We start from the raw sequence: 26,383 nt of genomic DNA, 5'->3' as shown, positions 1-26,383 counted from the left end.
TATTTGGTTGTCTAGGTTCTTGGCGCTTCTCTTTTCAGGTCGGGTTGCTTCGCTTTCGCTTCGCTTCCCTTCAGCGCTTTATTAAGTTAGCAAGGTTATTTCGGTTTGTCAACCCTTTTGTAAGGTTTGTTTTGGATTTTTTTACCTAAATTCAAACAAAACCCTCTCTGTATATAGTTTATAGAGACTAATTTTTTTTGTGATTCCCCACCTTTACTAGCTCCACAGCATCAATATCTTAGTTTTGGAGAGGGAAGTTTAATATTTCTAGTGGTTTATGCTGATGTCGATAAATCTGAGCCAAAATCTTTTTTAGAGCATAGGGTACGTGGAATCGAGACAAATGCTCTAATTCAGTAGTTATTTAGAGCTTTAGCACATGGCATCATTTCATCAACCGATCTGGGCTTTGTCATTTGAAGAAGTTTATAAATCCCTTGAGACTTCTGCACAAGGACTGTTGCAGGATGAAGCGAGAGACAGGCTAGAAAAATTTGGAGCAAATGAGCTGCCAGAGGCTGCCCATCGTCCACTGTGGCTGAGATTTACGGATCAGTTAACGCACTTTATGGCATTGCTGCTATGGGTGGCAGGAATATTGGCTTTTATATCGCGGACTCCAGAACTGGGTTGGGCAGTGTGGGCGGTGATTTTGATTAATGCGGTATTTAGCTTTTGGCAAGAGTTTCAAGCTGAGAAAGCTTTATCTGCTCTCAAAAAAGTTTTGCCGATGCAGGTAAAAGTTTTTCGGGATGGGGAGTTAAAGCAAATTGCCGCGCGGGAGTTAGTGCGTGGTGATGTGATGCAGCTAGAGGAAGGTGATCGCATTCCTGCGGATGCCAGATTAATTTCTGCGGAAAGTTTATATCTTGATGTGTCAGTGATGACGGGGGAATCTTTGCCTGTAGCACGAACGCCATATCCCATTAGGCTGCGCGAGGCTGTGTCTGTGCGTGGTGGCAAAACCATGCTGCGCCAAGGAGAACAGCCATTGCAAGAAAAGGTAAACCCATCGGAAATTGCCAATTTGGTTTTGGCAGGTTCGACAGTGGCGGCGGGAAGGGCAACAGCAGTGGTCTATGCAACGGGTGCAGAGACTGAATTTGGGCAGGTTGCCCATCTAACTACTGTGGTCAAGCGTGAACCTAGCACTCTAGAAATTCAGGTCTCACAGATTGTACGGATTATTACGGCGATCGCTTTGGGGATGGGGGTAAGTGTGTTTATGCTCAGTTATTGGCTGATTGGCATGAACATCACTGAGAGCTTTATTTTTGCGATCGGTATTATTGTGGCAAATGTGCCTGAAGGGTTGCTGCCTACGGTGACACTGGCGCTAGCGCTGGGTGTCAAGAGGATGGCAAGGAGAAATGCTTTAGTGCGAAGGCTTTCGTCGGTGGAGACATTGAGTGCGACGACTGTAATTTGTACTGACAAGACGGGGACATTAACTAAAAATGAGATGACGGTGCGCTATTTGTGGCTACCGCGATCGCAAAAGTTAGACCAGAATTTAGAGCAACCTGAGCTTGAAGTATCCCAAACTCCAGATTCCCATTTTTTAATTGAAGTAACGGGGGCGGGGTATGACCCAACTGTTGGCGAAGTTGATATTCCTGAACAGTTTGATCTAGCTTGGAAAGCCAAAATTTTATTGATTGGATCGGCGCTTTGCTCTAATGCAAAATTGGTACATCTGAATGCTCCGAGTCGCTGGCAAGAAATTGGTGACCCCACGGAAGCGGCTTTATTGGTTGCGGCGGCTAAAGCTGATCTCAATTTAGAGAATTTACAAAAACAATTACCTCGCATACGTGAGATTCCCTTTGATTCGCGTCGTTTAATGATGACTGTGGTTTTAAATTGGCAAGAGGCAGAGCTATGGACAGATAATTTGCCCTATCTGGCTTTTACCAAAGGTGCGCCTCTAGAAGTATTGAAGCATTGTCATTGGATTTTGCGTGATGGCATGGCGGAAGAATTGACCCATGACTTCTGGGAAGAAGTTGTACAAGCTAATGATGGACTAGCAAGGCAGGGCTTTCGGGTATTGGGTTTAGCAGCACGCAGAGGAGATCAAGAACTACTGGATCTGAAGGCACAGGATTTAGAACAGGATCTCATTTTTATTGGTTTAGTTGCTATGTTTGATCCGCCACGTCCCGAAGTGGCTAAGGCGATCGACCAATGTCATCAGGCAGGAATTAAGGTGACTATGGTGACGGGAGACTATGGTCTGACGGCTGAGGCAATCGCCAGACAAATTGGATTAGTCCGCGATAAGGTTCGAGTAGTCACAGGGGAAGGGATGGGGCATTTGTCCGATGCTCAACTGCGGCAAATAGTTAAATATCGCTTTGGATTGGTATTTGCGCGGATGTCACCTGAACATAAATTGCGATTGGTGCAAGCCTATAAAGATATTGGTGAAGTGGTTGCCGTGACAGGGGATGGGGTTAATGATGCACCAGCATTACGTGCCGCCCATATTGGGATTGCCATGGGGCAGAATGGGACAGATGTGGCACGAGAAGCTGCTGATATCGTTCTTACCGATGATAACTTTGCGACGATTGTGGTGGCGATCGAGCAGGGTCGAGCAATTTATCAAAATATTCGCAAGTTTATGACCTATATACTTGCCTCCAATACGCCTGAAATTGTGCCATTTTTGGGAATGGTTGCCTTTAAGATCCCCCCCGCCTTGAATATTTTGCAGATTTTGGCGGTGGATTTAGGTACAGATATGGTTCCTGCCTTGGCTCTGGGCGCAGAGTTGCCTGAAGCAGGAATTATGGATCGTCCACCACGCCCGCGCCAAGAATTTTTATTAAATATACCTTTGTTAATTCGTGCCTATCTATTTCTTGGGGTAATTGAGGCAGTTTTATCAATGTTAGGATTTTTCATCGTGTGGTGGAGCTATGGCTATTCCATCGCCGACTTACAACAAGTTACGCCTGCGATTCTTGCCCATACTGCCACTCCAGAGGTGACGGCTATTTATCGTCAGGCTACTACTGTTACCCTTGCAGCGATTGTGTTTTGCCAGTTAGGAAATTTATTTGCTTGCCGTTCCTCTTGGAGTTCGATCTTGCGTCAGTCTTGGTCAAACAATAGCTTGATTTGGTTGGGTATTAGTGTTGAATTTGTATCTTTGCTAGCGTTTATTGATTTCCCACCGTTTAGAGAGGTATTTGGTACTGCATCACTAGCTAATTGGCATTGGTTAGCGTTGTTTGCTTGTCCACCAATTTTGGTGGGGGCAGAAGAATTACGGAAGTTATTTTTGCGGAGGCAGCAACAACGTAGAAAGCATAGACAGGTATAGCATCAATCAACTTCTTGGTTTTATTTGCCTATGCCAGTAAAATTGGAGTATGGCAATAAATTCGGATATGTTAAGCTTTCAAGTCTTTGGCAATATCGTTGATGTTCTCAATCGAGACATGTTTGTAGGCACTGTTGTGGTTACAGAGGGTCGGATTGCAGAAATTATTAGAGAGCCAGCGAATCACGAATTAGCTAAAAATTGCGATCGCTATATTTTGCCGGGATTTATTGATGCCCATATTCATATCGAGAGTTCGATGCTAATTCCGACAGAATTTGCGCGACTAGCGACGGTACATGGGACGGTGGCAACGGTCTCCGACCCCCATGAAATAGCCAATGTGCTGGGGTTAGAGGGGGTGAGATTTATGTTGGCAAATGCGCGACAAACGCCAATGCAGATTGCCTTGGGTGCGCCTGCTTGTGTACCTGCAACATCCTTTGAAACATCGGGAGCGGCATTAGGCGATCGCGAATTGCAGCAATTATTTGAGGAGGATGGGGTCAGCTATCTCAGTGAAGTGATGAATGTCCCTGCGGTGCTGGCAAATCAAGCAGAGATGATCGCCAAGCTACAGGTAGCGCGGAATCTGAATTTACCGATTGATGGACATGCCCCTGAACTGCATGGGGAGACAGTCCAACGCTATGCCAATGCAGGAATTTCCACAGATCATGAGTGTATTACACTAGCTGAGGCGTTGGAGAAAATCGCAGCAGGAATCAAAATATTGATTCGGGAAGGCTCGGCGGCAAAGAACTATGAGGCTTTACATCCATTGCTAAAAACACATCCAGAATTTTGTATGTTTTGTAGTGATGATCGCCATCCTGACGACTTGGCGAAGGGGCATATTAATGATTTAGTCAAGCGCTCGATCGCACTAGGTTACGACAAGTTTGACGTGCTGCAAGCTGCCTGTGTTAATCCTGTCAAGCATTACCATCTCAAGGTGGGATTGTTGCAGATTGAAGATCCTGCGGACTTTATTGTGGTTGATGATTTGGAGGATTTCCAAGTTTTACGAACCTATTGTCATGGGGTTTTAGCGGCGGAGCAAGGTAAGGCTCTTTTGCCTTCAGTAGAGACTTTGCCACTCAATCGGTTTGCCGCTACTGCCAAAAAGATTGAAGACTTTGCGATTCCTGTGCAGACACCGATGGTGAGGGTGATTGAGGTTTGCGATCGCCAATTGATTACCAAGGAGCAGCATTTACCCGCCAAGGTTACGAAAGGATTTGCGATCGCAGATATTGATCGTGACATTCTCAAATTAACTGTCGTTAATCGCTATCGGGATGCGCCGCCAGCGATGGGATTAGTCAAACACTTTGGCTTAAAGCGTGGTGCGATCGCATCGAGTATTGCCCATGATTCCCATAATGTGATTGCGGTGGGGGCAAGTGATGCCGAGCTATGCACAGCAGTAAATGCGATTATTGCGACTAAGGGTGGCGTGGTGGTCGTTGACGGTAATGATGTGCAGTTGTTGCAATTACCTGTAGCAGGATTGATGAGTAATGCTGATGGTTATGACATTGCGGCGCAATATGAGAGCTTAAATGCGAAGGCAAAGGCATTAGGCTCTTCATTAACTTCGCCATTTATGACTCTTTCATTTTTGGCATTGCTAGTCATTCCTGAACTGAAATTGAGCGATCTGGGTTTATTTAGTACCACCGATTTCAATTTTGTTTCTCTTGATTGGGATGAGCCAAGCTAGTGTCAACAATATTGATGGTTATGCGGGCAGCATAATTACTAGGTTTTAAGTTTACTTACGGAGCAAAGTCATGTGGGAAGAAATTGTGATCGCGATTTCACAGGCAACAGGTCAAAAATTTAATTGCGATCGCACACAGGCGCAGTCGGGTGGATGCATTAATCAGGCGATGCGAGTATCCGATCACGATCGGCATTTTTTTGTCAAAACTAATCGCGCTGATTGCCTTGATATGTTTACAACTGAAGCACTAGCCCTGCAACAAATGTATGACACGCAGACAATTCGTGTGCCGCTGCCAATTTGTTGGGGAACTGCGGGTAATGCTGCCTATCTAGTCATGGAAAATTTTGATTTTGGTGGTAAGCAAAACTGGGAAGCAATGGGGCGCAACTTGGCGGCTATGCATCGAATTAATTGCGATCGCGGCTTTGGCTGGGAGCAAAATAATGTGATCGGATCAACGCCCCAAATAAATCACTGGACTAAAGATTGGGTTAGTTTTTGGATTGAATATCGACTTAGTTTTCAAATCCAGCTTGCCAAACGCAAGGGGTGGCAACCTACGATCGCCGAGGAAAAAATTTATAACGCTGTACCAAAACTTTTTGAGGGCTATCGGCCTCAACCTTCGATGGTGCATGGTGATCTGTGGGGTGGCAATGCGGCTTTTGTGGATGGTGAACCTGTGATTTTTGATCCTGCCCTTTATTTTGGCGATCGCGAAGTGGATCTGGCGATGACTGAGTTGTTTGGCGGCTTTCCGAACCAGTTTTATAGCGCCTATCAATCCACTTATCCTTTAGATGCGGGATATGAGAAACGGAAAATTCTCTACAATCTGTATCACATCCTCAATCACTTCAACCTCTTTGGTGGCGGCTATAGCTCTCAAGCCAATCGGATGATTCATAATCTTACAGCAAATAAAGTATAACTATTTGTGCTAAGACGTTTCTATGATGTTTTTGGCATTTATAGGGTTGAAATAGCATTAGAAACAACCAAAATCGAAAGAGTCACAGTGTAGAACTTGAACACGAATCCGATGAAGTGAGTTGCTGACATTGTTTTTTCTCTGCTTGAATTAACTGAATTAGCTTTGGAGACTAGCTCTGCAGCGATGTATTCAATCTATCTAAGAGACATGTCAAAGACTTGATGTAGTTGTGTCAATTTTGTGTCAGAGCAAATTTGCAACTGCTTATTTCAAGATGGTTTCATTACCGCACTATAAAATACAAGGTATTTCAAAGCTAACTAAGGGGAAAATAGCGCGTCCTATGAAAATTTTGATCGTTGAAGATGACTCGGAAATCCGACATCTGATCCAGCAAACCTTAGAAGAGGAAAATTTTGAATGTCAATCCGTTGACAATGGACTAGTGGCTCTGGATCTCGTTCAAAAGACTCAGCCAGATTTGATTGTGTTAGATCGGATGTTACCAGGCATGGACGGCTTAGAAATTTGTTCGCGGATTCGCCAAAACAAATCGATCAAAGATCCCTACATCATCATGTTGACTGCTAAGGGGGAAGAGATCGATCGCATTATTGGTCTATCCACTGGGGTTGATGACTATATGGTGAAACCCTTTAGCCCCCGTGAATTGGCGGCGCGAGTTCGGGCAGTGTTGCGCCGCAGTTTACGCCATTTAGAGCCTGTCCAGATTTATAAGACTCAAAATTTTGAGATTGATCTCGATCGCCGCATTGCCACTCGTCACAGTAATCATAATTCTGAGGTACTAGAGCTAACTGCGATCGAATTTAAGCTATTGTCCACCTTCCTCAGCTATCCTAATCGCGTTTGGAGTCGCGCTCAATTGATTGAGAAACTATGGGGCGATGACTTCTTTGGTGAAGATCGGGTTGTGGATAGCCATGTGGCAAGACTTCGCAAAAAAGTAGAATTTGACAGTAGCCAGCCAACCTTTATCAAGACCGTAAGTGGCGTTGGCTATAAATTTGAGGATGGCAATGGCTAAACCAAATTTACGGACACGCCTGTTATTTTCTCACCTATTGGTAGTGGTACTGAGCATGGTAATTGTGACCTTGAGCGGAGTTTCCATCAATCCCCTCCTATTTGATCGCCGCATTCAAGAAATGCGAAACCAAGGTCTATTAGACATTGATTCAAAAACTGAAAAAAAGTTAATCATTGGAGAATTTCATAGCTCTTGGGGAAGGAGTATGAGCATCTCACTGGCACTAGGAGCATTAGGTTCACTAGGACTCAGTTATCTAGTTGCCCGCAGAATTCGCACGCCATTACAACAAATCACATCGGTCACACAGGAGTTTCGCGAAGGCAACTTTAAAGTCCGCATGCCCAACAGTGAAATTCCTGAAATCGACTACCTCAGTCAAAGTTTTAATGTGATGGCAAATGGGTTGGAGGATTCTGAACAAAAGCGCAGTGAACTGATCAGCGATATGACCCATGAGTTAAGGACTCCGCTCACAGTCACCCGTGGCTATCTAGAGCGACTCTTGGAAGGAAAAACTCAGCCTTCACCAGAACTCTATCAAGATCTGATTAAGGAAAATCGACGGCTAGAACGCTTGGTCAATAATCTCCAAGAACTATCGAAGGCTCAGGCTGGGACAATCCCACTCAAGCCCACTGCGATCGCAATTAAACCCCTATTAACCACATTGGTGGAAAGATTTGCGGAACAAGTATCTGAAGATCTGTCACTAGAGCTTGATTACCAATCAAGTATCGAGACAGTAATCACCGATCACGACTGTCTAGAACAAATCTTAGTCAATTTGATTGGCAATGCGATCCAATATACAGAGGCAGGCAAAATTACGATTCGCACCTATGACGACGATTGCGATCGCATCTGGATTGAAGTGCAAGACTCAGGTATTGGCATTGCGATCGAAGATTTACCCTATGTATTTAAGCGCTTTTGGCGTGCCGATAAAGCAAGATCGCGCCGTTCGGGAGGAACAGGAATTGGGTTGGCAATTACGCAATCTTTAGTGGAATTACTGGGCGGCAAAATTGAAGTTACTAGCCAACTACAAGTAGGTAGCATATTTCGTTTTTGTTTACAGAGATAAGCCAACTTCATGGATTACCTCTGTTGACTATTCGCGTACTGCCACTAAAGACAAGGCTAATAGCAGTCGATCTAAAGCAAAGGAAGATAACTTAGTGATTATATAGGGATGCAGATGACGGGGAATATAGCCATCGAAGAACTCAAAAATCCCTGAGAGGGTCTGATTAATCGTGATCGGCTCCCGCAGAAAATGCTCGGAAGCACCAACCCAAAAGTCTAATTGCTGTAAATCATGGGGATCATCCAATGAGGGTAAAATTTCAGGAAACCCATGGATCATTTTGTTATATAGATCCTTTAATAACGGATTGATCCACTCAAAATGATGCAGTAATGAGCCTCGTTTTATTCCTAGAAAGTCGCTCAGTTGCCGTTCTGAAGCATTAACTAAATCAAATCCTGCATCGGTTACTGAATTAATGACTGCGGTTACTTGATTTTGGAATAACTCTAATTTAGTCATTGCTTCTGGGGTAATTTCCCCTGCTTTCATCAGGGTAGAGGGAATGTCGCCCAGATCAAAATCCGATAGAAAATAAATCCTGTCGCCTTGATTGTAGCGATCGCCTGCTTTGCGCCCCAGACATTGCTGAATTGTTGCCAGAATATGCCGATGGATAAATGCTGCAAATGCCTTGTCCTGTAGTTGTGGATGGATGCCTGTGAGGGCAACAAACTCAGCGCGGAGCATGGCAAGATTTGCGCAGGGTGTGCCGACAATGATCAAAGTTCGCGCATCCTTAAAGTCATTAGAGCCACGGGAATCTCGAAACCAAACTCCCTGCTCTAACTTGGCGAATCTTTTAAAATCAATCACCTTCGTTGATGGGTCAAGATCTGTCAGATGCTTAATAATTGTCTCCACCTTGGCAATTTGTCCTTCACTGCGTTGCAATCCTAAACGTCCCAGATTATGCACCTGCAAGATCTTCGGCATGACTAAATTACCCATCTGTTGAATAACCTGTACAGAAGCATTTAGGCGCAACTGAAGGTCGGTGATATCGATGGTTGCGTCTAGGTAGAGATTACTGGCGGCTTGATGGGCAATATCACGCAGTCGATAGTCAGCTAAGGATATTGTCAATTTTCCATACTGAATATGCAGATCACCATGGGTGATTTTGCCAGAGAGGATATCAAGAAATTCCACTAACCATTGCTTTAAAACTTCATTATTGATCTTGCGCTCAATCTCTAGGGAACTGAGGGTAGTTTCCCTCTTTAAGAGCCGATGGAGACGAGCTAGTTCTTGTTTATCCTTGCCCTTTGCTGATTCAAATTCCGACTCTGCAATCCCATCGACAGTATCGAGTATTGATAAATCAGGTTTGAGTAAATCTGCCAATAAGTTTGTATCGACTAGTTCAGGAATTGCGGCTTTGATTTGATCAAAACTGAGGCCATGGTAAGACTTATCCTTTAGTAGTTTATGCAACTTGAGTAATATCTCAATTACCTGTTGTTTATGCTCTAGATCGGAGCGCAAGAGTATGGAGATTGCTTTATCCACATCCGCCTCATCGACAGCAATCTGACGCAGGGTGGTTAAACTTTGGGATACTTCTTCCCAAATTAAAAGAGTTTTGGAATAGTCATATTCATCAGGGTTAGGTAAGCTCATTGGGTGCGATCGCAAAATATTTGCGCGAAAGGCGATCGCCCTCTGATGTCTAAATCCAAATCCATCACCTGAACTTCCACGACAAGCATTAAGTAAAGGGCAAGTCTCACAAATGACCTTAGTATCAGAAATAGCTTTGTCGCGTAGAGCTGAAATTGCGCCAGTTCGTGAGCAATTTGCCTGTGTATGTAATGAGTCCCCCTGTTGGGTACGGCGCAATTTACCCGACTTGATGGTGAGACCATTATGACGAGCAGGTAAAAGTGTCCAATCTTGTAAAGTGGTTGTTGTGACGTTGCGAGAATCCGTGGAGATGTAGATCACCTGCTCAATGCCGTCCAATGATTCAGGACGCAAACGCCCCGCATCATAACTCTTACCAGTGCCAGTAAAAGATGCATCAAGGACATGTTTTTGGTGTTTTAAAACACTGCGCCAAGTATCGAGCCTTTGACCTTCGGCATACTTAAAAGTAGGGTTTTGAGTTCGCGATTCTTGCTTAGGTATAGATCGCTGGGCAAATCCTTGCGATTTTGGTTGGGGGAAAAGTTGCGATCGCAACCAAGTAAAAGGTGAAAATTTTGGTTGAGGCTGATAATTAGCAATTTGAAAGAATTGCTCGACGTTGAGTATTTGAATATCGGTGTTGCTAGCGATTTCATCAATATCACCATCGGTTTTGGCAAACTGTCCCCACCACAGCACATCAATGCGATAGCCAAGCTCTTTGATTAAATCCAGATTCTTTTCATGGCGGCGCATCACCGCAGGATTGGCGACATCACCCGCATCGATCGCATATTCTATGCGCGAAAACTCAGGGTTACTGCCAATCATCGCCAAATAGGATTGCAAAGTTTTCTGACTGGATAGAAACTGACCGCCAGAAGCGCCGATAGCAGGGCAGTTTCGCAGTTTTGAGGCGAGATAGGGCTTAACCCCAGTCCCCTCAACTAAAACTACGCGATCGGCGGCTACTAGCAACTGACCATAGAAGGCTAGCGGTAATTCACCATTATTTTGATGGGCAGGAATGCCTAGGGGTTTATGCCAGCGATAGCGACCTGATGTTTGCTCACGAAATCGGATTTGAAAGCCGAGGATTTGGCGTTCAGGGTTGCGAATCGGCAAGATGTAGCCAGACTGGGTAGATTTTGCGCCAAGTTGGGTGATTTCAGTCTCGGATAAGCCCCTTGAGAGCAAATCGGTTTTGTCTAGATTATCTAAAACCAAACTTGTCAAATAGCCTTGATACAAACGATGTTTTTGAGAAGCAGAAGGTAATTTTTTGCGGCTTTCCCTTTGAGTTTTTTGATGGGCAAGGCGACGCTGGAGATGGTCGAGGCGACGTGCTGCTTGCTCCGATGAAGACTCGGCACGTAATCGGACATATTTACCTGCGTAATAGCTACCTTTCGTCTCGCCAAGATAGCGCCAATCCGATCGCCCAACATCGAGGGGATGGGTCATGCAGAGCACAAAACTATCATCATTGGCGGCAATTCGACATTTGCCCTTGGTATCTTCGCAGATTGGGCAGGGAGTATGGGCTTTTGATGGTGAAAATTTACTGCTTGAATACTGATTATTCGTAGAGGACATTATTTTTGTCCTCCAATTATCAGATTTTTTACAATTTTTTTATTGGTCTGCCACAGTGGGGCTAAAAATTTGTCTAACACTTGAGATGTCCTGATTATAAAGTTTGTAGGGTTTTTAATCAGGAAACGGATAGATGATTTAGCTTTAGCGGGCAGTTTATTTGTACAAAATTTGGCAAAAAATTATAACAAAAACTGTTGCGAAACTCTTATCTTGTATTAAGATAGAACACAGGATCGAAATTGCCCTCGAAAGCCATACATCCGTTTAAATGTTTGTATGTTTCTGATTCTGTATATTCCTGATTCTATCCGTTTCCGATTTTTTTCGGCTTCTGATTCTTTCAGTTCGTGATTAATGATTAATGTTCATTCCTGATTGATGTTCATTTTTGATTAATGTCTGTTCCTGATTAATGTCCGTTTTCTGTTTTCATTTGATGTTCATTTCCGGTTACTGTTCATCTCCGGTTATTGTTCATTTCTGATCTGTTTCTGTTTTTTCTATTCTTTCCTGATTAAGCTCTGATCAAGTCTCTGATTGGGATAAGAATACTTAATAAGACCTTCAGGTCATCAAAAAGCTAGTGAGTTGTAGTCACTGGCTTTTTTGATATGTATGTATATATATTCAATGTTTTGTAACCTCTCGTGAATAAAGAAACTGAGATCAAGCATACATTGATAGATCAAACTATGATCCACAAAATTTTGAAATTTAATTTTAATTTGCCTAAAATTGACTTGGCTTATAAATATTTTAGATAAATTAAGAGCAATAAATTGAGCAGAAAATCACTACGTGCGATCGCAATTGGCTCGATCGCAAAGAGGTAGGCGAATGCTGAAACTACTGCCTTTGCCTAGTTGGCTATTAACTTGAATATTGCCATGGTGCGATTTGGCGATTGCGATCGCAATTGCTAGCCCTAGCCCCGTGCCACCTGTTTGGCGGGAGCGATCACTGTGGGCGCGATAAAAGCGATCAAAAATATGGGGCAAATCTTCAGCGTTGATGCCGATGCCGTTGTCATCAATGCGGACAACAGCATGACGATCGCTAGTGTCAAGAGCAATTTGAACTGTGCCACCTGCGGGGGTGTAATGAATGGCATTAATGAAAATGTTGAAAATTAGGCGATAGATTTGTTCTTCATTTCCAATTGCGTAAATAGGTATATGGTTGATTAATTTTAATTTAATCGTGATTTTTGCCTGCATCGAGATTGCTGCTAGTTCCTCGATTAAGTCGCTGATGATATCATTCAGACAACAGGATTTTTGGATTGGCAGGGGAGCTTGTACGTCCATGCGCGACAGCATCAGCAAATCTTGGACTAACTGCGAGAGTCGGACTGTCTGACGATTAATGGTTTGGAGAGTTTCACGGGTATCTGCTTCAGAAATTTGGTTACTTAATAGGACTGACTCCACGGTGGCGCGGATAGAAGCAAGAGGGGTGCGGATTTCGTGGGCGGCATCGGCGGTAAATTGCTGAATTTGTTGATAGGAAGTATAGACAGGACGAATTGCCTTGCTTGATAAATACCAACTAGCAATACTCACCAGCAAAAATGTGATCGGTAGTCCTGTTAGTAGGGCGAGTTTTGACTCTTGGAGGTGTTGGTCATAATCTTGGAGAGAGCGACCTACTTGGATATATCCCCAAGGTTCTCCTACACGATTTTTGAGTGATAAAGACACTTGATGATAGCGGTTGCCCTGTGTATCACTAAGAGTTTGCCATGCTGTCACTGTATGGGGCAAAGATGATGACCCTAGAGGATTACCAACGGTAGCAAGGACGCGACCTGAGTTATCCAAAAGCTTGATGTAGTAACTTTTATGTTGGGTGATGCCTAAAACATGGCGATTGCCTTCCTTTGCGCAAACTGTACCGATAATGCAGAGGTTGGGCAAAATTTGTTGGACATCAATGCTAATTTCTCCTGACTGGTTTAGATTTGGCTCTAGGGCATCATGGAGATTGCCCGATACGGCGGCTAATTCTTGATCAACACCTTGCCAATGGGCATGAGCCATCACTTGATAAGCACCTAGTCCTGCTAACCCTAAAATTGCTCCCATCACCCCTGCATACCACAGTGCTAGGGATATGCGTGCTTTCAGGAAAATGCGGTTATGGTGCATTGAGCCGATACCCTAGACCATAGATTGTTTCAATTAATTTCCCATGACCATGCTCGGCGAGACGGCGGCGCAGCAAGCGAATTTGGGCGGCAACCACATTGCTTTCGGGTTCTGCTTGGACTTCCCAGAGCCGACTGATAATTTGATCGCGAGTCAAGATTTGATTGGGATGTTGCATGAAGTATTCCAAGAGTTGAAACTCTTTGGCGGTTAGTTGAATACTCTGACGATTGCCCTGTGGATCAATACTGCTGATGGTCGAGCTACTATAATCCAGAATCAGATTAGCAACTTCTAATTGTGGAGATTGGATCTGGGGTGAGCGTCTTTGTAAGGCTCGCAATCTTGCCAATAGTTCTAACATGCCAAAGGGCTTTACTAAATAGTCATCAGCCCCAGCGTCTAGTCCTGTTACCCGATCTTCAATGCGATCTTTTGCGGTCAGAATCAAGACAGGGATAGGATTGTGGGCTTGACGCAATTGCTTGCAGATTTCAATACCCGATCGATAAGGCAGCATCCAATCTAAAATGACGACGCTGTATTCAGTGGGTTGGTTGTCGAGATACGCCCAAGCTTCTTCCCCATCCTTAACCCAATCAACAATATATTTCTCTTGCTTGAGACTGCGTTGGATCGCATTGCCTAAGTCAAGTTCATCTTCAGCAAGTAAAATCTTCACATCTAATACTCATATATCTTAGATCAAGCAGATTGATTTGTGTATTAAATATAGCAATCAAAGTTTTGCTTAGAAACCCAAGAAGTGAGTTGCGTCGCAACTCACTTCTTGGGTTTTGATTTTGTCCTAGCTAACTCTTACTTTGCTACATCAGTAATTAGCTCTTCAATTTGCTGCATCAATTGGGCGAGGCGTTCTTGTTTTGTCGGATCACTCCAAATCTTTGATTTTTTTAACGATCGCAAAGTGTGATCGACTTGAATCTTAAAACTATTTTCATTTTGGTGAGAATTGCTAACTTGGGGCAACGCCGTAATGCGATCGCGAATTTGGACTAAAGACAATCCCTCCTCGATGACCGTATTTAACATCTGTTGCCTTGCGGTGGCATCTTTAATCTTTGCGATTGCATGAGCCTTGGTGTACTCTAGTCTCCCTTGGCGCAGAGCCTCCAACACTTCAAAGGGGAGCTTTAAAAGTGGTAGCCGAGAAGTGATAAAAGACTCCCATTTCAAACCTACGGAATTAAATACTGTCTTAATTGTTTCGATATTTTCAGGATTCGTCAAAGCGCTCTGGTCAACTTCGCCACGGGAAATGTGTCGCATTTGATAAAGCTGTGACTTGACGGCATCGATCGGCAGACTCAGCTTTAAGCCTAATAGCTGCAAAATTGCCTCCGTCTCTTCAACGGGGTTAATATCCTCGCGTTGCAGGTTCTCAATTAGGGCAATTTGCCAAGCCTCTATTTCGCTCATCTGCCGCACTACCGCAGGGATTTGCTCTAGCCCAACTTCTTGAGCCGCCCGATATCGACGTTCCCCTGCGACTAATTCATAGGTTCCATTATCTAGCGATCGCAATAGCACTGGTTCAAGAATGCCATGGGTACGGACGGAATCGACTAAGGATGCCATTTTGTCAGGATCAAAATAGTGGCGCGGTTGTTGGCTTGGTAAAACGATCTTGGAAATTGCGATCGCATTAGTTGACTCACCCTTGATATCAGCATCTTGTTCATCAAATAGAGCAACATTTTTGAGCTTGATGCGATGAGCATTTGGCTTCAACTTTGGTTTCATGGTCATGATAGTTTCTCTAGGGCAATGGTAATCTCTTCAAAAATGTCTAAAATTGCAGTGTTTCTCTTCGGTGAGATTGCTAGGGGCTTCCCATATTCTGACGCTTCCGCAATGGCAGTGGCTCGGGGAATTGGAGAAAACACCTGCGCGATCGGCGATAATTGCTCAATAATTGTTTCAAGGGTGCGCTGATCGAGGGCATTTGCCGAAGAGTACATCGTCGGAATGAAACCTGCGATTTTTAAGGTTTTATTGAGCCTTCGTTGCACTTTTTTGACGGTACTGAGCAGAAAATCTGTACCCATCAAAGCCTTAAATTGAGTTTGAATTGGCACAATAATTTCTGTGGCAGCTACAAGGCTGATCTGACTAAGGATGCCAAGACTAGGGGGACAATCAATCAACACAAAATCATAGTTGTCTAGCACCTGTGATAGTGGCAATTTTAAGCGCAATTCCCGTTGATCGGCTAGCACTAGCTCCTGTTCAGCATTTGCCAAAATGATATTGGCGGGCGACAAGTCCATACTGTGCAAATCGTGCAAAATTGCTAAAGGTTCATCGGTTTCTGATACCAGTGCGTCATAAATAGTTTTGTCTAGTTGAGCAACATCTAAGCCCATAAATGTTGTCAGGGAAGCTTGAGGATCCATGTCGAGTAGCAAGACTCGGTATCCTTTGGTGGTGAGTTGATATCCAATATTTTGAGTAATCGTGGTTTTGCCAACGCCACCTGATTGGTTGAAAAATGCAATTACATGTGTCATGGGTAGCATTTTATGACATTTATTACAAGCAAGCATAGCGGTTTGTGTTGACTTTGGTGATAGATATTCCAACACCTCAAACACGATGGTCAAAGTATTTTGTCCATTATTTTTATGATTTTTAAATGAGGGAGGGCGACTGAATGTAAGACTATAAAACCTATAATCCAGTCTGTATAGGGGTTTCTAGCCTAGCAAGGTACAGATTAAGCTAGCTAAACAAGGGGCTGAATTTCTTTGTCTTTACCTCACCAGTATGAGAATTGCTATAGCTACTTACAGAAATTTTTTCACCTTTCTCCACTAACCTTTTCGGCAAGAGCTTTTTGAGCAATGCGAGTCACATAGATGGTGACGGCAACTGTGGCAATAAATCCGACAATCCTAATGATCCATTGCAGAGTAGGTTCGGTTGGTGGATTGTCTCCACCAATTCTCGCCAGATCTCCTGCTAATGATCCGATATAGACATACATCACAGTTCCCGGAAACATGCCGATGGAGGCAAGTGTATAGTCTTTGAGGCTGACTCCTGTAATCCCAAAGGCATAGTTAAGTAAGTTAAAAGGAAAGATCGGTGAGAGTCGGGTTAACAGGACAATTTTGAAGCCTTCATGGGCAACGGCACGATCGATCGCTGTGAATTTGGAATTTCCTGCAATCTTTTGAGCGACCCAACTCCGTGCTAAGTAACGACCGACTAAAAAAGCGGCGATTGATCCTAAGGTTGCGCCGATAAATACATAGACTGTGCCAACTACTACTCCAAATACTACGCCTGCCCCCAACGTTAAAATTGATCCTGGTAAAAAAGCGACGGTGGCAATGATGTAAATCAACATAAAGACAATGCCGCCGATATATCCTAAGCTGTTGATCCATTTCAACGACTCGCGCAGTAATTCTTGAGGATTAAACCCTTGAGTTGCGGTTGCGGTCTCGGCAAAGGCGGGAGCTGATAGTAACAAAATTGCGATCGCAATCAAAAACAGGCAAGAAGTAAACTGAGTTAGTTGTTTATGCCTAGCATTCATAATTATGTCTGGCTCCTGTTGGATATCTTCAAAAAAGGAAGTAACAGCATCCAAGGTAATTGTTCCACCTGAAGAGTGTTTTGATATTCGGCTAGCCCGATGGTCATCTCTTGCTGTCCCTTTTCAGGATAGGCGCGATAAGTTCCGAATAGATAATCCCACCAAGGTAAATTAAAGCCAAAATTGCTATTAGTTTCTTTGGTGATGATGGAATGATGGATGCGGTGCATGTCGGGAGTAACTACAAACAATCGCAGCAAGCGATCGAGGCTGGGTGGCAAGCCGACATTGCCATGGTTAAACAAGGATGTGGAGTTGAGCAAAATTTCAAAAATGATCACGGCGGTAGGCGGCGCACCGAGTAATGTAATCGCGATAATTTTGATGCCCATGGATAACAAGATCTCGATGGGGTGAAATCTTAGCCCTGTGGTTACATCAAAATCGCGATCGCAGTGGTGGACTTTGTGGAGTTGCCAGAGTGTGGGCAAGCTGTGAAAGATGACATGCTGGAAATAGATGATCAGGTCTAAGGCGATCACCGATAGCAGTACAGCTTGCCATTCGGTAAGGGAAATAACATTAAAGAGTCCCCACCCTTTAGCACTGGCGATCGCCGCCGCACCTACTGCCGCTAAGGGAAAAACTGCTCTGAGGATCAACGTATTCAAAACTACTAAACTGAGGTTACTAAACCAACGCAGTCGTTTAGAAATCAGGAGTGGTCTTCGTGGGGCAAGTATTTCCCACAGCGTCATTAGGATTAACGTACCCAAGAAAAAAGATAAACGAATCAGCACTTCGTTTGCCATGGTTAGCAACAGCCCCCGCCGTTGTAATGCCAAGTGGAATCTGTGATGAGCACCTTTTGGGGGAATTGTGAGCCGAGCTTTGCTGCAGTTTTATCGCAAACGGCGATCGGATTGCTGCAGAGTAATACATGACCCGCATGATCGTCGAGTAGTTCGTCTTGTCCTTGATAAATGGCAGTTTTGCCAGTAAAGATACAAGCACCATCCGCAGGAATGGGAACTTTAAACGATACGGAATCAAGACTTTCTAATAACAAAGGCTGATCTAAGTCAAAGCTATGGGTATCAAGGAGGCGATAGGGACGACGGGCGCGAATTTCTACCTGTCCAAAGCCAGCATCGATCAGATGTTGGGTGTATTCCGCATAGGTCATTGCTCCTGAAATGCACATGGCGCGGAGTCGTTGATCGGCTTGCAGATGTGCAGGAATTGGACGAGTAGCGATGGGGTCACTCATGATTAATCTACCCTTAGGCTTGAGAACTCGATAGACTTCCTTTAATGCTTTTTGTAAGTCCGCAGGTTCAAAAATATTAAAGAGGCAATTTTGGGCGACCACATCTACCGAGGCATCGGGGACAGGTAGAGCGAAGGCATCACCATCAAGGATTTTGACAAAGCTTGGATCAAACCACGCATTTTCTTGGGCGGCGAGTTGGAGGTTACGGGTGGCGGCTGCACGCATTTCTGCAACTGGATCAACGGCAATAACTGCGGAGGGACGACGACAGAAGTAAGCAAATTGCAATGCTTCTAGACCACCACCAACACCGATGTATAGCACCGTTGGTGAACCTACGAGTTCGGTAGGTTGGATGGTTGTGCCGCAGCCATAGTTCATCTGGTAGATGATTTGAGGGATTTTGAGATCAGGAAATTGTAAAGGTGGGGTGCTAATGCAGCACAGTCCAATTTGAGGACTTTCGGCGGCTTCTGCATAAAATTTGGCAGTGGTTTCGAGATAGGTCATGGTTATTTGTTGATATTGAACTACTTAACTAAGCTTAGCTAATATTTTTAAAATCGATTGAGTGCGGGGAGTGAGTAAGGTCTTGCGATAGGCATCGGCGGCTTTTTTGATGGCATCGGCTTGGGTGGGATAGGAATGAATCACCTTGGATAATGAATTTAATCCCTGCTTGGATGCGATCGCAAAACTAATTTCGCTAATCATTTCGCCAGCATGACGCGCCACAATCGTCGCACCGAGAATGCGATCGTAATTCTGTTGATGCAATATTTTCACAAAGCCCTCCGTCTCGCCATCAAAGATCGCGCGATCAACTGATGTAAAGGGAATTTTAATCTCACTAGTGGCAATGCCTTTTGCGATCGCATCCTCGGCATACATGCCCACATGGGCAATTTCAGGATCGGTAAAAGTTACCCAAGGCATAACGAGATCACTAACTTTGCTGCGCCCGATGCCAAAGGGAGAGAACAGTGTATTTTTGATCACGATACGGGCGGCGGCATCGGCGGCATGGGTAAACTTCCAAGATGAGCAGATATCGCCTGCGGCATAGATTTTCGGATTGCTGGTTTGCAAATAGTCATTGACCATCACGCCTTGATGCGAATCATATTTTACGTCTGCCGCTTCTAGATTTAAGCCATCGACATTGGGGACGCGCCCTGCTCCAACCAAAATCTGATCGACACAGACGCTCTTGACTACTCCATCTTGTTGGTAGTGAATGACCTTTTCTGTCCCTATTTGCTCCACCCGTTCCAGCTTTGCCTTCAGCAAAACCTGAATACCTTCACGCAATAAAGTGGTTTGAATAATTTCGGCGGCATCGGCATCTTCACAATCGAGCAGGTGAACATTTTTATGAATTAAGGTGACGGCACAACCTAAACGCTGAAAGGCTTGCGCCAGTTCGCACCCAATTGGGCCACCACCAATCACGGCGAGACGTTGAGGACGTTCGGTGAGATTAAAGACGGTTTCGTTAGTGAGATATCCTGTTTCTGCTAGTCCTGTTACTTGAGGATGGGCTGCCCTTGCTCCTGTGGCGATCACTGCTTTCTTGAACCGTAATTGGGAGTCATTGACTTCTACGGTATGGTCATTGATAAATTTTGCCGACCCGAAAAATACATCAACGCCCAGATTTTGAAATCTAGTTGCGGAGTCATGGTGACTAATTTGCGATCGCAGTTGACGCATCCTTTGCATGACTGCGGCAAAGTCAATCTCAATAGGGCTAGGGGGATGAATGCCAAAGGCGGCAGCATCGCGGATATCGGCAGCTACTCGTGATGAACGAATGATACATTTTGAGGGAACGCAACCAAAATTAAGGCAATCGCCGCCCATGAGATGCTTTTCGATGAGCGCAATTTTTAGACCTAGTTTTAGTCCTGCCGCTCCTGCGGCAACGACTAGTCCTGCTGTTCCTGCCCCAATTACCACCAAGTCATAGCATGGTGCTGGGGTGGGATTGATCCAATTGCTAGGATGGACTTCAGCAAGCAGGGCTTGATTATAGTCATCCATGGGTTGTAGGAATGATTGGTAATTATCTAAATCTTGATTGGAGTCTTGATAGAAGTTTTTCATGGTTAAAACTATAGCTTCAAGAACGATTGGTGGCGCGATGTACCGTCACTCGTTCTTGGGTTTTAGTTTCTAATATACTTGGCAGCAGCTCTCGATCAAGTTACACCAAGCGGGCATTCCCTCCCCACTTTTTGCCGATAGTTCGATAATTTTTGCCTGTGGCGCGATCTGGCGAATATTCTGGAGTGCGAGATCTCGGTTAAATTCCACAATTTCCGCTAAGTCAATTTTGCTAATCACCACGATATCTGCTGTCTTGAACATGACAGGATACTTTAAGGGTTTGTCTTCGCCTTCGGTGACCGAAAAGATAACTACGCGCAACTTTTCGCCTAGATCATAGGCAGCAGGACAGACGAGATTGCCAACATTTTCGATCGCTAATAATTTCACACCGTCAAGGTGCATTTGCTGCAAGGCTTGAGCGATCATGTCTGCTTCTAAATGGCAAACTGACCCCGTTGTAATTTGAATCACTTCCGCCCCCGATCGCCTTAATCTGGCGGCATCATTATCCGTTGCTAGATCGCCCACAATTACGGCGGCGGGTAAGCGATCCTGTAATTCTGTGAGGGTGCGTTCTAGGAGGGCAGTTTTGCCAGCACCAGGGGAAGATAGCATATTTAAAACGCCTAACCCTTTCGCCATGAAGTAGCCACGGTTGCGCTCGGCAAGGCGATCGTTTTGGGATAAAACTGATTGGGTAACGGCAATGGTGCGGCGATTATTCTCTAAGCTCAGATGATCGTGAGGATGGAAATGATCATGATTGTGGCTATGCCCGTGATCATGATTGTGGTCATGCCCATGGGCATGATCATGATGGGTATGTATCTGTACCATTCCTTCAGGAATATCACCGCAGCCGCAATCTTGACACATATTAAGAAACCTCCAAAGAGACTAATTGTAGTTCTCGACCTTGGCGAATTTCGTGACTGAGCTGCTCGCAACGAGGGCAAACATAAACCCAATCATGGGGCGAAAATTCGGCATGGCATTGCGGACAGTAGCAGATTGCCTTGACCCATTCGATTTCCAGTTTGGCATCGGCGGCGATCGTATCTTTGGTACAAGCATCAAAGGCGAACTTTAAGGCTTCAGGAACTACTCCTGAAAGAATGCCTACGCGCAGACGTAGTTGATGGATATGATTTGCGCCTTGACTTTGGGCTTGGTCAAAGGCAATGTCTAGCATTGACTGGATGATACTAATTTCGTGCATAGGTTTCTGAGAAAATCAACAGCTTGCTCAATACTTTTACGAGTGACCGCCGATATCTGTTCGCCAAATTCCCAATTTACGGCAGGTAATAATAATGTGTAGGCAGTCGGTGTTTTGCCATAGATTTGTTGTGATAGTAATAGCAGCGATCGCGGATCAGAAAAATGTCCAACCCCTGTCAAGATTGAAGAATTCCCATGAGTAACTAGTTCAGATTTTGCGATCGCAATCTTTTTGACTTGGATGGCTAATTTGTCGCGCTTCTTGATAAATTCTCCTGCATAGGCATCAATAAAAATTGTTAATTCAGAAGCGGCGATTGGTTCTGCTAATTCGGGAGTGAGTTGATGTACTGTGAGTGATCGCACGTAAGGTAAATGCCAACTAGCGACGATATCAGCGACTTGACACCCTGCTCCGTCATCACTTCTAAGGGAGTTACCATAGCCAATTACGAGAATTGATCCAAAATTAGAATTAGCCAATTTTTTAACCTAGATAAGACATAAATAGGATTGTATTTATTGTCTCGCTAGTGATTGTATTTATACATTTCTCTTCAGTAAAATTAATAGAAATTAAATCCTAAATAAAGGCATTGTGAAGCAATACCTTTATTTATTCTCTTAGCAAAACCTTCATTGCGAGATTTTTTAAACTTGCATCTAATTGATGAATTAGTGTGAAGCTTTTTGTAAACAAATATTGTTGAACAAAAACTTATGTAAAACATAAATTAAGTTTTACTGCCCTTTTGATTTGCCCCTAACTAAAAGTCAGAAAATAAAAGCAGTGCAGAATGCTTTCAAATTTGGCAATTTGCTAACGGTCATGAGTTAACAGGATGGGGTAATCATGCCAACACAACAGACTTTTCCAACCACTCATCAAGAAGCGCAACTCCGATTGCGATCGCAAGATCCGCGTTTCCAAGCTCTTGATTTAACAATTCGTCAACACCGTAGCCGTCAAGATGCCCTGATTGAAGTATTGCACAAGGCACAGGAGCAGTTTGGCTATCTCGAAAAGGATGTCCTCACCTACATCGCCAGAGAATTAAAAATGCCCCTGAGTCGGGTCTATGGGGTTGCTACTTTCTATCATTTATTTTCTGTACAGCCTAAGTGCAAACATACCTGCTCTATTTGTCTAGGGACTGCTTGCTACACCAAGGGGGGGAAAGCATTGCTTGATATTCTGAGACAAGAATTAGGGCTTAAAGCAGGAATGCGATCGCCAGATGGCAAAGTATTTCTGCGGGTCGAGCGCTGTATTGGTAACTGCGGGGTTGCACCTGCGGCGATTTATGACGGACATATATCCCGCCAACAGACCCCTGAGCAGGTCTTAGCCACGGTCAAAAGCTGGATCGAGGAGTCGTAAATATGGATATTGAAGGGCTATTACAAATTGCTAAGGAAGAACGCGATCGACAAAAGAGTATTCGGATTCGTTGTTGCACTTCGGGCGGATGTCAAGCCTCTGGCTCGTTAGCAGTGCGCGATCGACTTGAGGCAGCGATTAATGCCGAAGGCTTAGCCGACACTGCTGAGGTGGTGAGTGTTGGCTGCATGGGCTTTTGCGGACGTGGGCCTTTAGTGGCGATCGATTCTGCCCTTGTTCTCTATGAGCAGGTTAGGGATGATCAAGCAGCTTCGATTGTGAGTGGATTAAAGGGTGGTAACGTCACTGCCACAGTTGGCGATCTCGAGCATCCATTTTTTAAGCAACAGTTGCGGATTGTCTTAGAACATATTGGACAAATTGATCCCACCCGCATCGAGCCCTATATCGCGGTTGGTGGCTATCGCCAGCTCTATCGCACCCTCCATGAAATGACTCCACAGCAAGTAATTGATGAAGTTACCCGCAGTGGTTTACGGGGGCGTGGTGGTGCGGGCTATCCTACAGGTTTGAAATGGGCAACGGTTGCCAAAATGCAGGATCGGCGGCGTAGTCAGTCGCAAAATCCCAATCAGCCGCAACAAAAATATGTGATCTGTAATGCCGATGAGGGTGACCCAGGGGCATTTATGGATCGCAGTATTTTAGAAAGTGATCCGCATCGAGTGCTGGAAGGCATGGCAATCGCCGCCTATGCTGTGGGTGCAACCCATGGCTATGTCTATGTGCGGGCTGAATATCCCCCAGCGATTGAGCATATCCGTTTGGCGATTCAGCAAGCTAAGCAACAGGGCATTCTTGGCAGTCAAATTTTTGAATCTACCTTTGACTTTAAGATTGATGTGCGGGTTGGCGCAGGGGCTTATGTTTGCGGTGAAGAAACGGCGCTAATTGCCTCCATTGAGGGCGGTCGCGGCATTCCCCACCCTCGTCCTCCCTATCCCGCCGAATCTGGACTATGGGGCGCACCGACCCTGATCAATAATGTGGAAACCTTCGCCAATATCGTCCCGATCATTCGCAATCGCGGCGCATGGTATGCCAGCATCGGCACAGAAAAGAGCAAAGGCACCAAGGTATTTTCCCTCGCAGGCAATATCGCGAATACAGGACTAGTGGAAGTGCCAATGGGTATTCCCCTCCGCCAAATTGTTGAAGATATGGGCGGCGGCACGGCAAGTGGTGGCAAGGTAAAGGCAGTGCAGACAGGCGGCCCGTCAGGAGGTTGTATTCCTGCCTCAGCCTTTGATACGCCCATCGATTATGAAGCGATGCAAGCCCTTGGCTCGATCATCGGTTCGGGTGGCATGGTGGTCATGGATGAAAACACCAACATGGTTGATATGGCGCGATTTTTCATTCAATTCTGTATGGATGAATCTTGCGGTAAATGTGTGCCCTGTCGGGCGGGTACGGTGCAACTGCATCAGTTACTCAGCAAATTTATTGATCGCAATGCGACAGAAGCCGATCTCGCTAGCCTCGAAGAACTCTGCGGCATGGTCAAATCCATGAGCCTGTGCGGATTAGGACAATCTGCTCCCAATCCGATTGTGAGTACCTTGCGTCACTTTCGTGATGATTATTTGCAGTTGATTAAAGAGGTAAAATCATGAACTCTATAACCCCATCAATTGAATTTTTTGCTGGTATTCCTGAAGAGTTGAGTGATGTAAGACTAAGGCGCGATCGCAAAACGGGTGAAAATTCCGTAAAAATGACCTTTGTGAATATCAAGGCAGTACAAGGTGCGAACAGTTTTGCTAAGGCTTCCTTTAATGATATTCGTCTCGTTGATAGTGAAGGTGTGATTTCCATTGAACCGAGAAGTTCCAAACTGTTTTGGAAAGATAAAGGTGATGACGAAGAGTTAGCCAAAATTGAGATTGTCTTTGATGTCAGCTCTACGGCACATTGGGATCGATTTATGCGCTTTATGGAACGTTATTCCGCAGCCAATGGCTGGGAATTTACGAGTAATCCTGATGCTTAATGTCATGAAGGTAAATAAAAATGTCAGTCGTCACCCTCAAAATTAATGATATCGAAGTTGCTGCCGAGCAGGGCAAAAGCATTCTCGCCACAGCAAAAGAAGCAGGAATTACTATCCCTACTCTCTGCCATTTAGAAGGTGTGAGCGATGTCGGAGCCTGTCGCCTCTGCATGGTGGAAGTCAAGGGCAGTAATAAATTACTAGCGGCTTGTGTTACCCAAGTTGCTGAAGGTATGGAAGTGCAAACCCATACTGACCAGTTGAAGAACTATCGCAAAATGGTTGTGGAGATGCTATTTGCGGAGGGCAATCACGTTTGTGCGGTCTGTGTGGCTAATGGTAACTGTGAACTGCAAAATATGGCGATCGCCACGGGGATGGAACATTCGCGATTTCCCTATCAGTTTCCGCAGCGTGATGTGGACTTGTCCCATGATTTATTTGGCATCGATCGCAATCGTTGTATTTTCTGTACACGCTGTGTCAGGGTATGCGATGAAATCGAAGGAGCACATGTCTGGGATGTGGCAAATCGCGGCGCACAATCACGCTTGATTACGGGACTCGATCAGCCTTGGGGTGAGGTCAATGCCTGTACATCTTGCGGAAAATGTGTGGATGCTTGCCCAACGGGAGCGATTTTTGATAAAGGTTCTGCTGTTGGCGAAATGGAACGCGATCGCACTAAGCTCGAATTTATCGTCAAAGCAAGGGAACAGAAACAATGGACAAGATAGAAAAGATTAAATTAGCAACAGTTTGGTTAGCGGGTTGTTCGGGCTGTCATATGTCCTTTTTGGATTTGGATGAATGGCTATTTGAATTGGTGAAATATGCTGATATCGTGCATAGCCCGATCGCTGATATTAAGGACTATCCCGAAAATGTTGATGTTTGCCTTGTGGAAGGTGCGATCGCAAATGAGGAAAATCTGGAACTAATTCACAAAATCCGTAAGCAAACAAAATTCCTAATTTCCTTTGGTGACTGTGCAGTTACGGCAAATGTCCCTGCAATGCGAAATATGATGGGCGGTGACAATGCGGATATGGTGCTACGGCGCAGCTATTTAGAACTCGGTGATGTTACGCCGCAGTTACCCTACGCCCCCGGAATTGTGCCAGAGCTTTTAGAAAAAGTGATGCCCGTCCATGAGGTGGTGAAAGTGGATATGTATATTCCGGGCTGTCCACCATCGGCGGATCGGATTAAATCTGCGATCGCACCTTTGCTAAAGGGTGAAATGCCACTGATGGAAGGGCGCGAAATGATTAAGTTTGGATAGTCTTTATCCCCCTCACCCC

The 26,383-nt window shown here is 44.8% G+C and carries 22 protein-coding genes; 10 read left to right on the top strand and 12 right to left on the bottom strand.

All coding sequences use genetic code 11. From position 1 onward, the window contains the following. The first annotated feature begins 379 nt into the window (after positions 1–379). From H6F41_RS13940 to H6F41_RS13920, 5 genes are all read left to right on the top strand, one after another. Positions 380–3,331, top strand: a complete 2,952-nt coding sequence (locus H6F41_RS13940) for a cation-translocating P-type ATPase (RefSeq protein WP_190404078.1) — start codon at positions 380–382, stop codon at positions 3,329–3,331. A 67-nt stretch (positions 3,332–3,398) separates the two neighbouring features. Beyond that, the gene (ade, locus tag H6F41_RS13935; protein WP_190404081.1) at positions 3,399–5,057 is read left to right on the top strand and encodes an adenine deaminase; all 1,659 of its coding nucleotides are present in this window, start codon (positions 3,399–3,401) and stop codon (positions 5,055–5,057) included. A gap of 70 nt (positions 5,058–5,127) precedes the next feature. Then, positions 5,128–5,994 (top strand): fructosamine kinase family protein, encoded by an 867-nt coding sequence (locus tag H6F41_RS13930; RefSeq protein ID WP_190404077.1) that lies wholly within the window; start codon positions 5,128–5,130, stop codon positions 5,992–5,994. Positions 5,995–6,340: 346 nt separating this feature from the next. Beyond that, complete coding sequence (locus tag H6F41_RS13925; protein ID WP_190404076.1) at positions 6,341–7,045, top strand: response regulator transcription factor; 705 nt, start codon at positions 6,341–6,343, stop codon at positions 7,043–7,045. Then, positions 7,038–8,135: a sensor histidine kinase gene (locus H6F41_RS13920; RefSeq protein WP_190404075.1), complete on the top strand. Its 1,098-nt coding sequence runs from the start codon at positions 7,038–7,040 to the stop codon at positions 8,133–8,135. The genes H6F41_RS13925 and H6F41_RS13920 overlap by 8 nt, the downstream gene beginning before the upstream one ends. Before the next feature lie 27 nt (positions 8,136–8,162). On the opposite strand, the gene H6F41_RS13915 is transcribed toward H6F41_RS13920, so the two are convergent. The 12 genes from H6F41_RS13915 to H6F41_RS13860 all read right to left on the bottom strand — a co-directional run bounded on the left by H6F41_RS13915 (position 8,163) and on the right by H6F41_RS13860 (position 22,167). Beyond that, positions 8,163–11,363, bottom strand: coding sequence for a hypothetical protein (locus tag H6F41_RS13915; protein WP_190404074.1), 3,201 nt, complete (start codon positions 11,361–11,363; stop codon positions 8,163–8,165). A gap of 797 nt (positions 11,364–12,160) precedes the next feature. Further along, the gene (gene rppB, locus H6F41_RS13910) at positions 12,161–13,513 is read right to left on the bottom strand and encodes a two-component system sensor histidine kinase RppB (RefSeq protein ID WP_190404073.1); all 1,353 of its coding nucleotides are present in this window, start codon (positions 13,511–13,513) and stop codon (positions 12,161–12,163) included. Next, positions 13,503–14,195, bottom strand: a complete 693-nt coding sequence (rppA, locus tag H6F41_RS13905) for a two-component system response regulator RppA (protein WP_190404072.1) — start codon at positions 14,193–14,195, stop codon at positions 13,503–13,505. The genes rppB and rppA overlap by 11 nt, the downstream gene beginning before the upstream one ends. A gap of 137 nt (positions 14,196–14,332) precedes the next feature. After that, positions 14,333–15,283 (bottom strand): ParB/RepB/Spo0J family partition protein, encoded by a 951-nt coding sequence (locus tag H6F41_RS13900; RefSeq protein WP_242023047.1) that lies wholly within the window; start codon positions 15,281–15,283, stop codon positions 14,333–14,335. After that, positions 15,280–16,044 (bottom strand): ParA family protein, encoded by a 765-nt coding sequence (locus H6F41_RS13895; protein WP_190404071.1) that lies wholly within the window; start codon positions 16,042–16,044, stop codon positions 15,280–15,282. Before H6F41_RS13895 ends, H6F41_RS13900 begins: the two co-directional genes overlap by 4 nt. Before the next feature lie 290 nt (positions 16,045–16,334). Continuing rightward, the gene (locus H6F41_RS13890; RefSeq protein ID WP_190404070.1) at positions 16,335–17,078 is read right to left on the bottom strand and encodes a TVP38/TMEM64 family protein; all 744 of its coding nucleotides are present in this window, start codon (positions 17,076–17,078) and stop codon (positions 16,335–16,337) included. Positions 17,079–17,080: 2 nt separating this feature from the next. Further along, positions 17,081–17,890 carry a sterol desaturase family protein gene (locus tag H6F41_RS13885; RefSeq protein ID WP_190404069.1) on the bottom strand — a complete coding sequence of 270 codons (810 nt, stop codon included), beginning with the start codon at positions 17,888–17,890 and terminating at the stop codon, positions 17,081–17,083. A 2-nt stretch (positions 17,891–17,892) separates the two neighbouring features. Continuing rightward, positions 17,893–18,861: an arsenosugar biosynthesis arsenite methyltransferase ArsM gene (arsM, locus tag H6F41_RS13880; protein ID WP_190404068.1), complete on the bottom strand. Its 969-nt coding sequence runs from the start codon at positions 18,859–18,861 to the stop codon at positions 17,893–17,895. A 24-nt stretch (positions 18,862–18,885) separates the two neighbouring features. Beyond that, positions 18,886–20,457, bottom strand: coding sequence for a mercuric reductase (locus H6F41_RS13875; protein WP_190404067.1), 1,572 nt, complete (start codon positions 20,455–20,457; stop codon positions 18,886–18,888). Between the two features lie 69 nt (positions 20,458–20,526). After that, positions 20,527–21,339, bottom strand: a complete 813-nt coding sequence (gene hypB, locus H6F41_RS13870; RefSeq protein ID WP_190404066.1) for a hydrogenase nickel incorporation protein HypB — start codon at positions 21,337–21,339, stop codon at positions 20,527–20,529. Between the two features lies 1 nt (position 21,340). Next, a complete protein-coding gene (hypA, locus tag H6F41_RS13865; RefSeq protein ID WP_190404065.1) occupies positions 21,341–21,682 on the bottom strand; it encodes a hydrogenase maturation nickel metallochaperone HypA in 342 nt (113 codons plus the stop codon). Further along, positions 21,649–22,167 (bottom strand): hydrogenase maturation protease, encoded by a 519-nt coding sequence (locus tag H6F41_RS13860; protein ID WP_190404064.1) that lies wholly within the window; start codon positions 22,165–22,167, stop codon positions 21,649–21,651. The genes hypA and H6F41_RS13860 overlap by 34 nt, the downstream gene beginning before the upstream one ends. 370 nt (positions 22,168–22,537) lie before the next feature. Here H6F41_RS13860 and hoxE point away from each other — a divergent pair, with 370 nt between their 5' ends. The 5 genes from hoxE to H6F41_RS13835 are packed head-to-tail and all read left to right on the top strand — an operon-like array spanning position 22,538 to position 26,364. After that, on the top strand, positions 22,538–23,065 hold the full coding sequence (hoxE, locus tag H6F41_RS13855) for a bidirectional hydrogenase complex protein HoxE (RefSeq protein WP_190404063.1): 528 nt from the start codon (positions 22,538–22,540) through the stop codon (positions 23,063–23,065). 2 nt (positions 23,066–23,067) lie between these two features. Beyond that, entirely contained in the window at positions 23,068–24,702 is a 1,635-nt protein-coding gene (locus H6F41_RS13850) for a NuoF family protein (RefSeq protein WP_190404062.1), read from the top strand. Further along, positions 24,699–25,079, top strand: coding sequence for a photosystem II reaction center protein Psb28 (psb28, locus tag H6F41_RS13845; protein WP_190404061.1), 381 nt, complete (start codon positions 24,699–24,701; stop codon positions 25,077–25,079). Before H6F41_RS13850 ends, psb28 begins: the two co-directional genes overlap by 4 nt. 20 nt (positions 25,080–25,099) lie before the next feature. Continuing rightward, positions 25,100–25,816, top strand: coding sequence for a bidirectional hydrogenase complex protein HoxU (gene hoxU, locus H6F41_RS13840; protein WP_190404060.1), 717 nt, complete (start codon positions 25,100–25,102; stop codon positions 25,814–25,816). Next, complete coding sequence (locus H6F41_RS13835; protein ID WP_190404079.1) at positions 25,813–26,364, top strand: NADH-quinone oxidoreductase subunit B family protein; 552 nt, start codon at positions 25,813–25,815, stop codon at positions 26,362–26,364. Before hoxU ends, H6F41_RS13835 begins: the two co-directional genes overlap by 4 nt. Positions 26,365–26,383 lie beyond the last annotated feature (19 nt).

The organism is Pseudanabaena mucicola FACHB-723 (genome assembly GCF_014696385.1).
GTDB lineage: Bacteria > Cyanobacteriota > Cyanobacteriia > Pseudanabaenales > Pseudanabaenaceae > Pseudanabaena.
Note: the sequence above shows the minus strand (reverse complement) of the source record. Positions and strands in the feature narration are given on the sequence as shown.

Coding starts and splice junctions, on each gene's coding strand:
- H6F41_RS13940 (WP_190404078.1), top strand. CDS start 380: ATGGCATCATTTCATCAACCGATCTGGGCTTTGTCATTTGAAGAAGTT.
- ade (WP_190404081.1), top strand. CDS start 3,399: ATGTTAAGCTTTCAAGTCTTTGGCAATATCGTTGATGTTCTCAATCGA.
- H6F41_RS13930 (WP_190404077.1), top strand. CDS start 5,128: ATGTGGGAAGAAATTGTGATCGCGATTTCACAGGCAACAGGTCAAAAA.
- H6F41_RS13925 (WP_190404076.1), top strand. CDS start 6,341: ATGAAAATTTTGATCGTTGAAGATGACTCGGAAATCCGACATCTGATC.
- H6F41_RS13920 (WP_190404075.1), top strand. CDS start 7,038: ATGGCTAAACCAAATTTACGGACACGCCTGTTATTTTCTCACCTATTG.
- H6F41_RS13915 (WP_190404074.1), bottom strand. CDS start 11,363: ATGTCCTCTACGAATAATCAGTATTCAAGCAGTAAATTTTCACCATCA.
- rppB (WP_190404073.1), bottom strand. CDS start 13,513: ATGCACCATAACCGCATTTTCCTGAAAGCACGCATATCCCTAGCACTG.
- H6F41_RS13900 (WP_242023047.1), bottom strand. CDS start 15,283: ATGACCATGAAACCAAAGTTGAAGCCAAATGCTCATCGCATCAAGCTC.
- H6F41_RS13895 (WP_190404071.1), bottom strand. CDS start 16,044: ATGACACATGTAATTGCATTTTTCAACCAATCAGGTGGCGTTGGCAAA.
- H6F41_RS13890 (WP_190404070.1), bottom strand. CDS start 17,078: ATGAATGCTAGGCATAAACAACTAACTCAGTTTACTTCTTGCCTGTTT.
- H6F41_RS13885 (WP_190404069.1), bottom strand. CDS start 17,890: ATGGCAAACGAAGTGCTGATTCGTTTATCTTTTTTCTTGGGTACGTTA.
- arsM (WP_190404068.1), bottom strand. CDS start 18,861: ATGACCTATCTCGAAACCACTGCCAAATTTTATGCAGAAGCCGCCGAA.
- H6F41_RS13875 (WP_190404067.1), bottom strand. CDS start 20,457: ATGAAAAACTTCTATCAAGACTCCAATCAAGATTTAGATAATTACCAA.
- hypB (WP_190404066.1), bottom strand. CDS start 21,339: ATGTGTCAAGATTGCGGCTGCGGTGATATTCCTGAAGGAATGGTACAG.
- hypA (WP_190404065.1), bottom strand. CDS start 21,682: ATGCACGAAATTAGTATCATCCAGTCAATGCTAGACATTGCCTTTGAC.
- hoxE (WP_190404063.1), top strand. CDS start 22,538: ATGCCAACACAACAGACTTTTCCAACCACTCATCAAGAAGCGCAACTC.
- H6F41_RS13850 (WP_190404062.1), top strand. CDS start 23,068: ATGGATATTGAAGGGCTATTACAAATTGCTAAGGAAGAACGCGATCGA.
- psb28 (WP_190404061.1), top strand. CDS start 24,699: ATGAACTCTATAACCCCATCAATTGAATTTTTTGCTGGTATTCCTGAA.
- hoxU (WP_190404060.1), top strand. CDS start 25,100: ATGTCAGTCGTCACCCTCAAAATTAATGATATCGAAGTTGCTGCCGAG.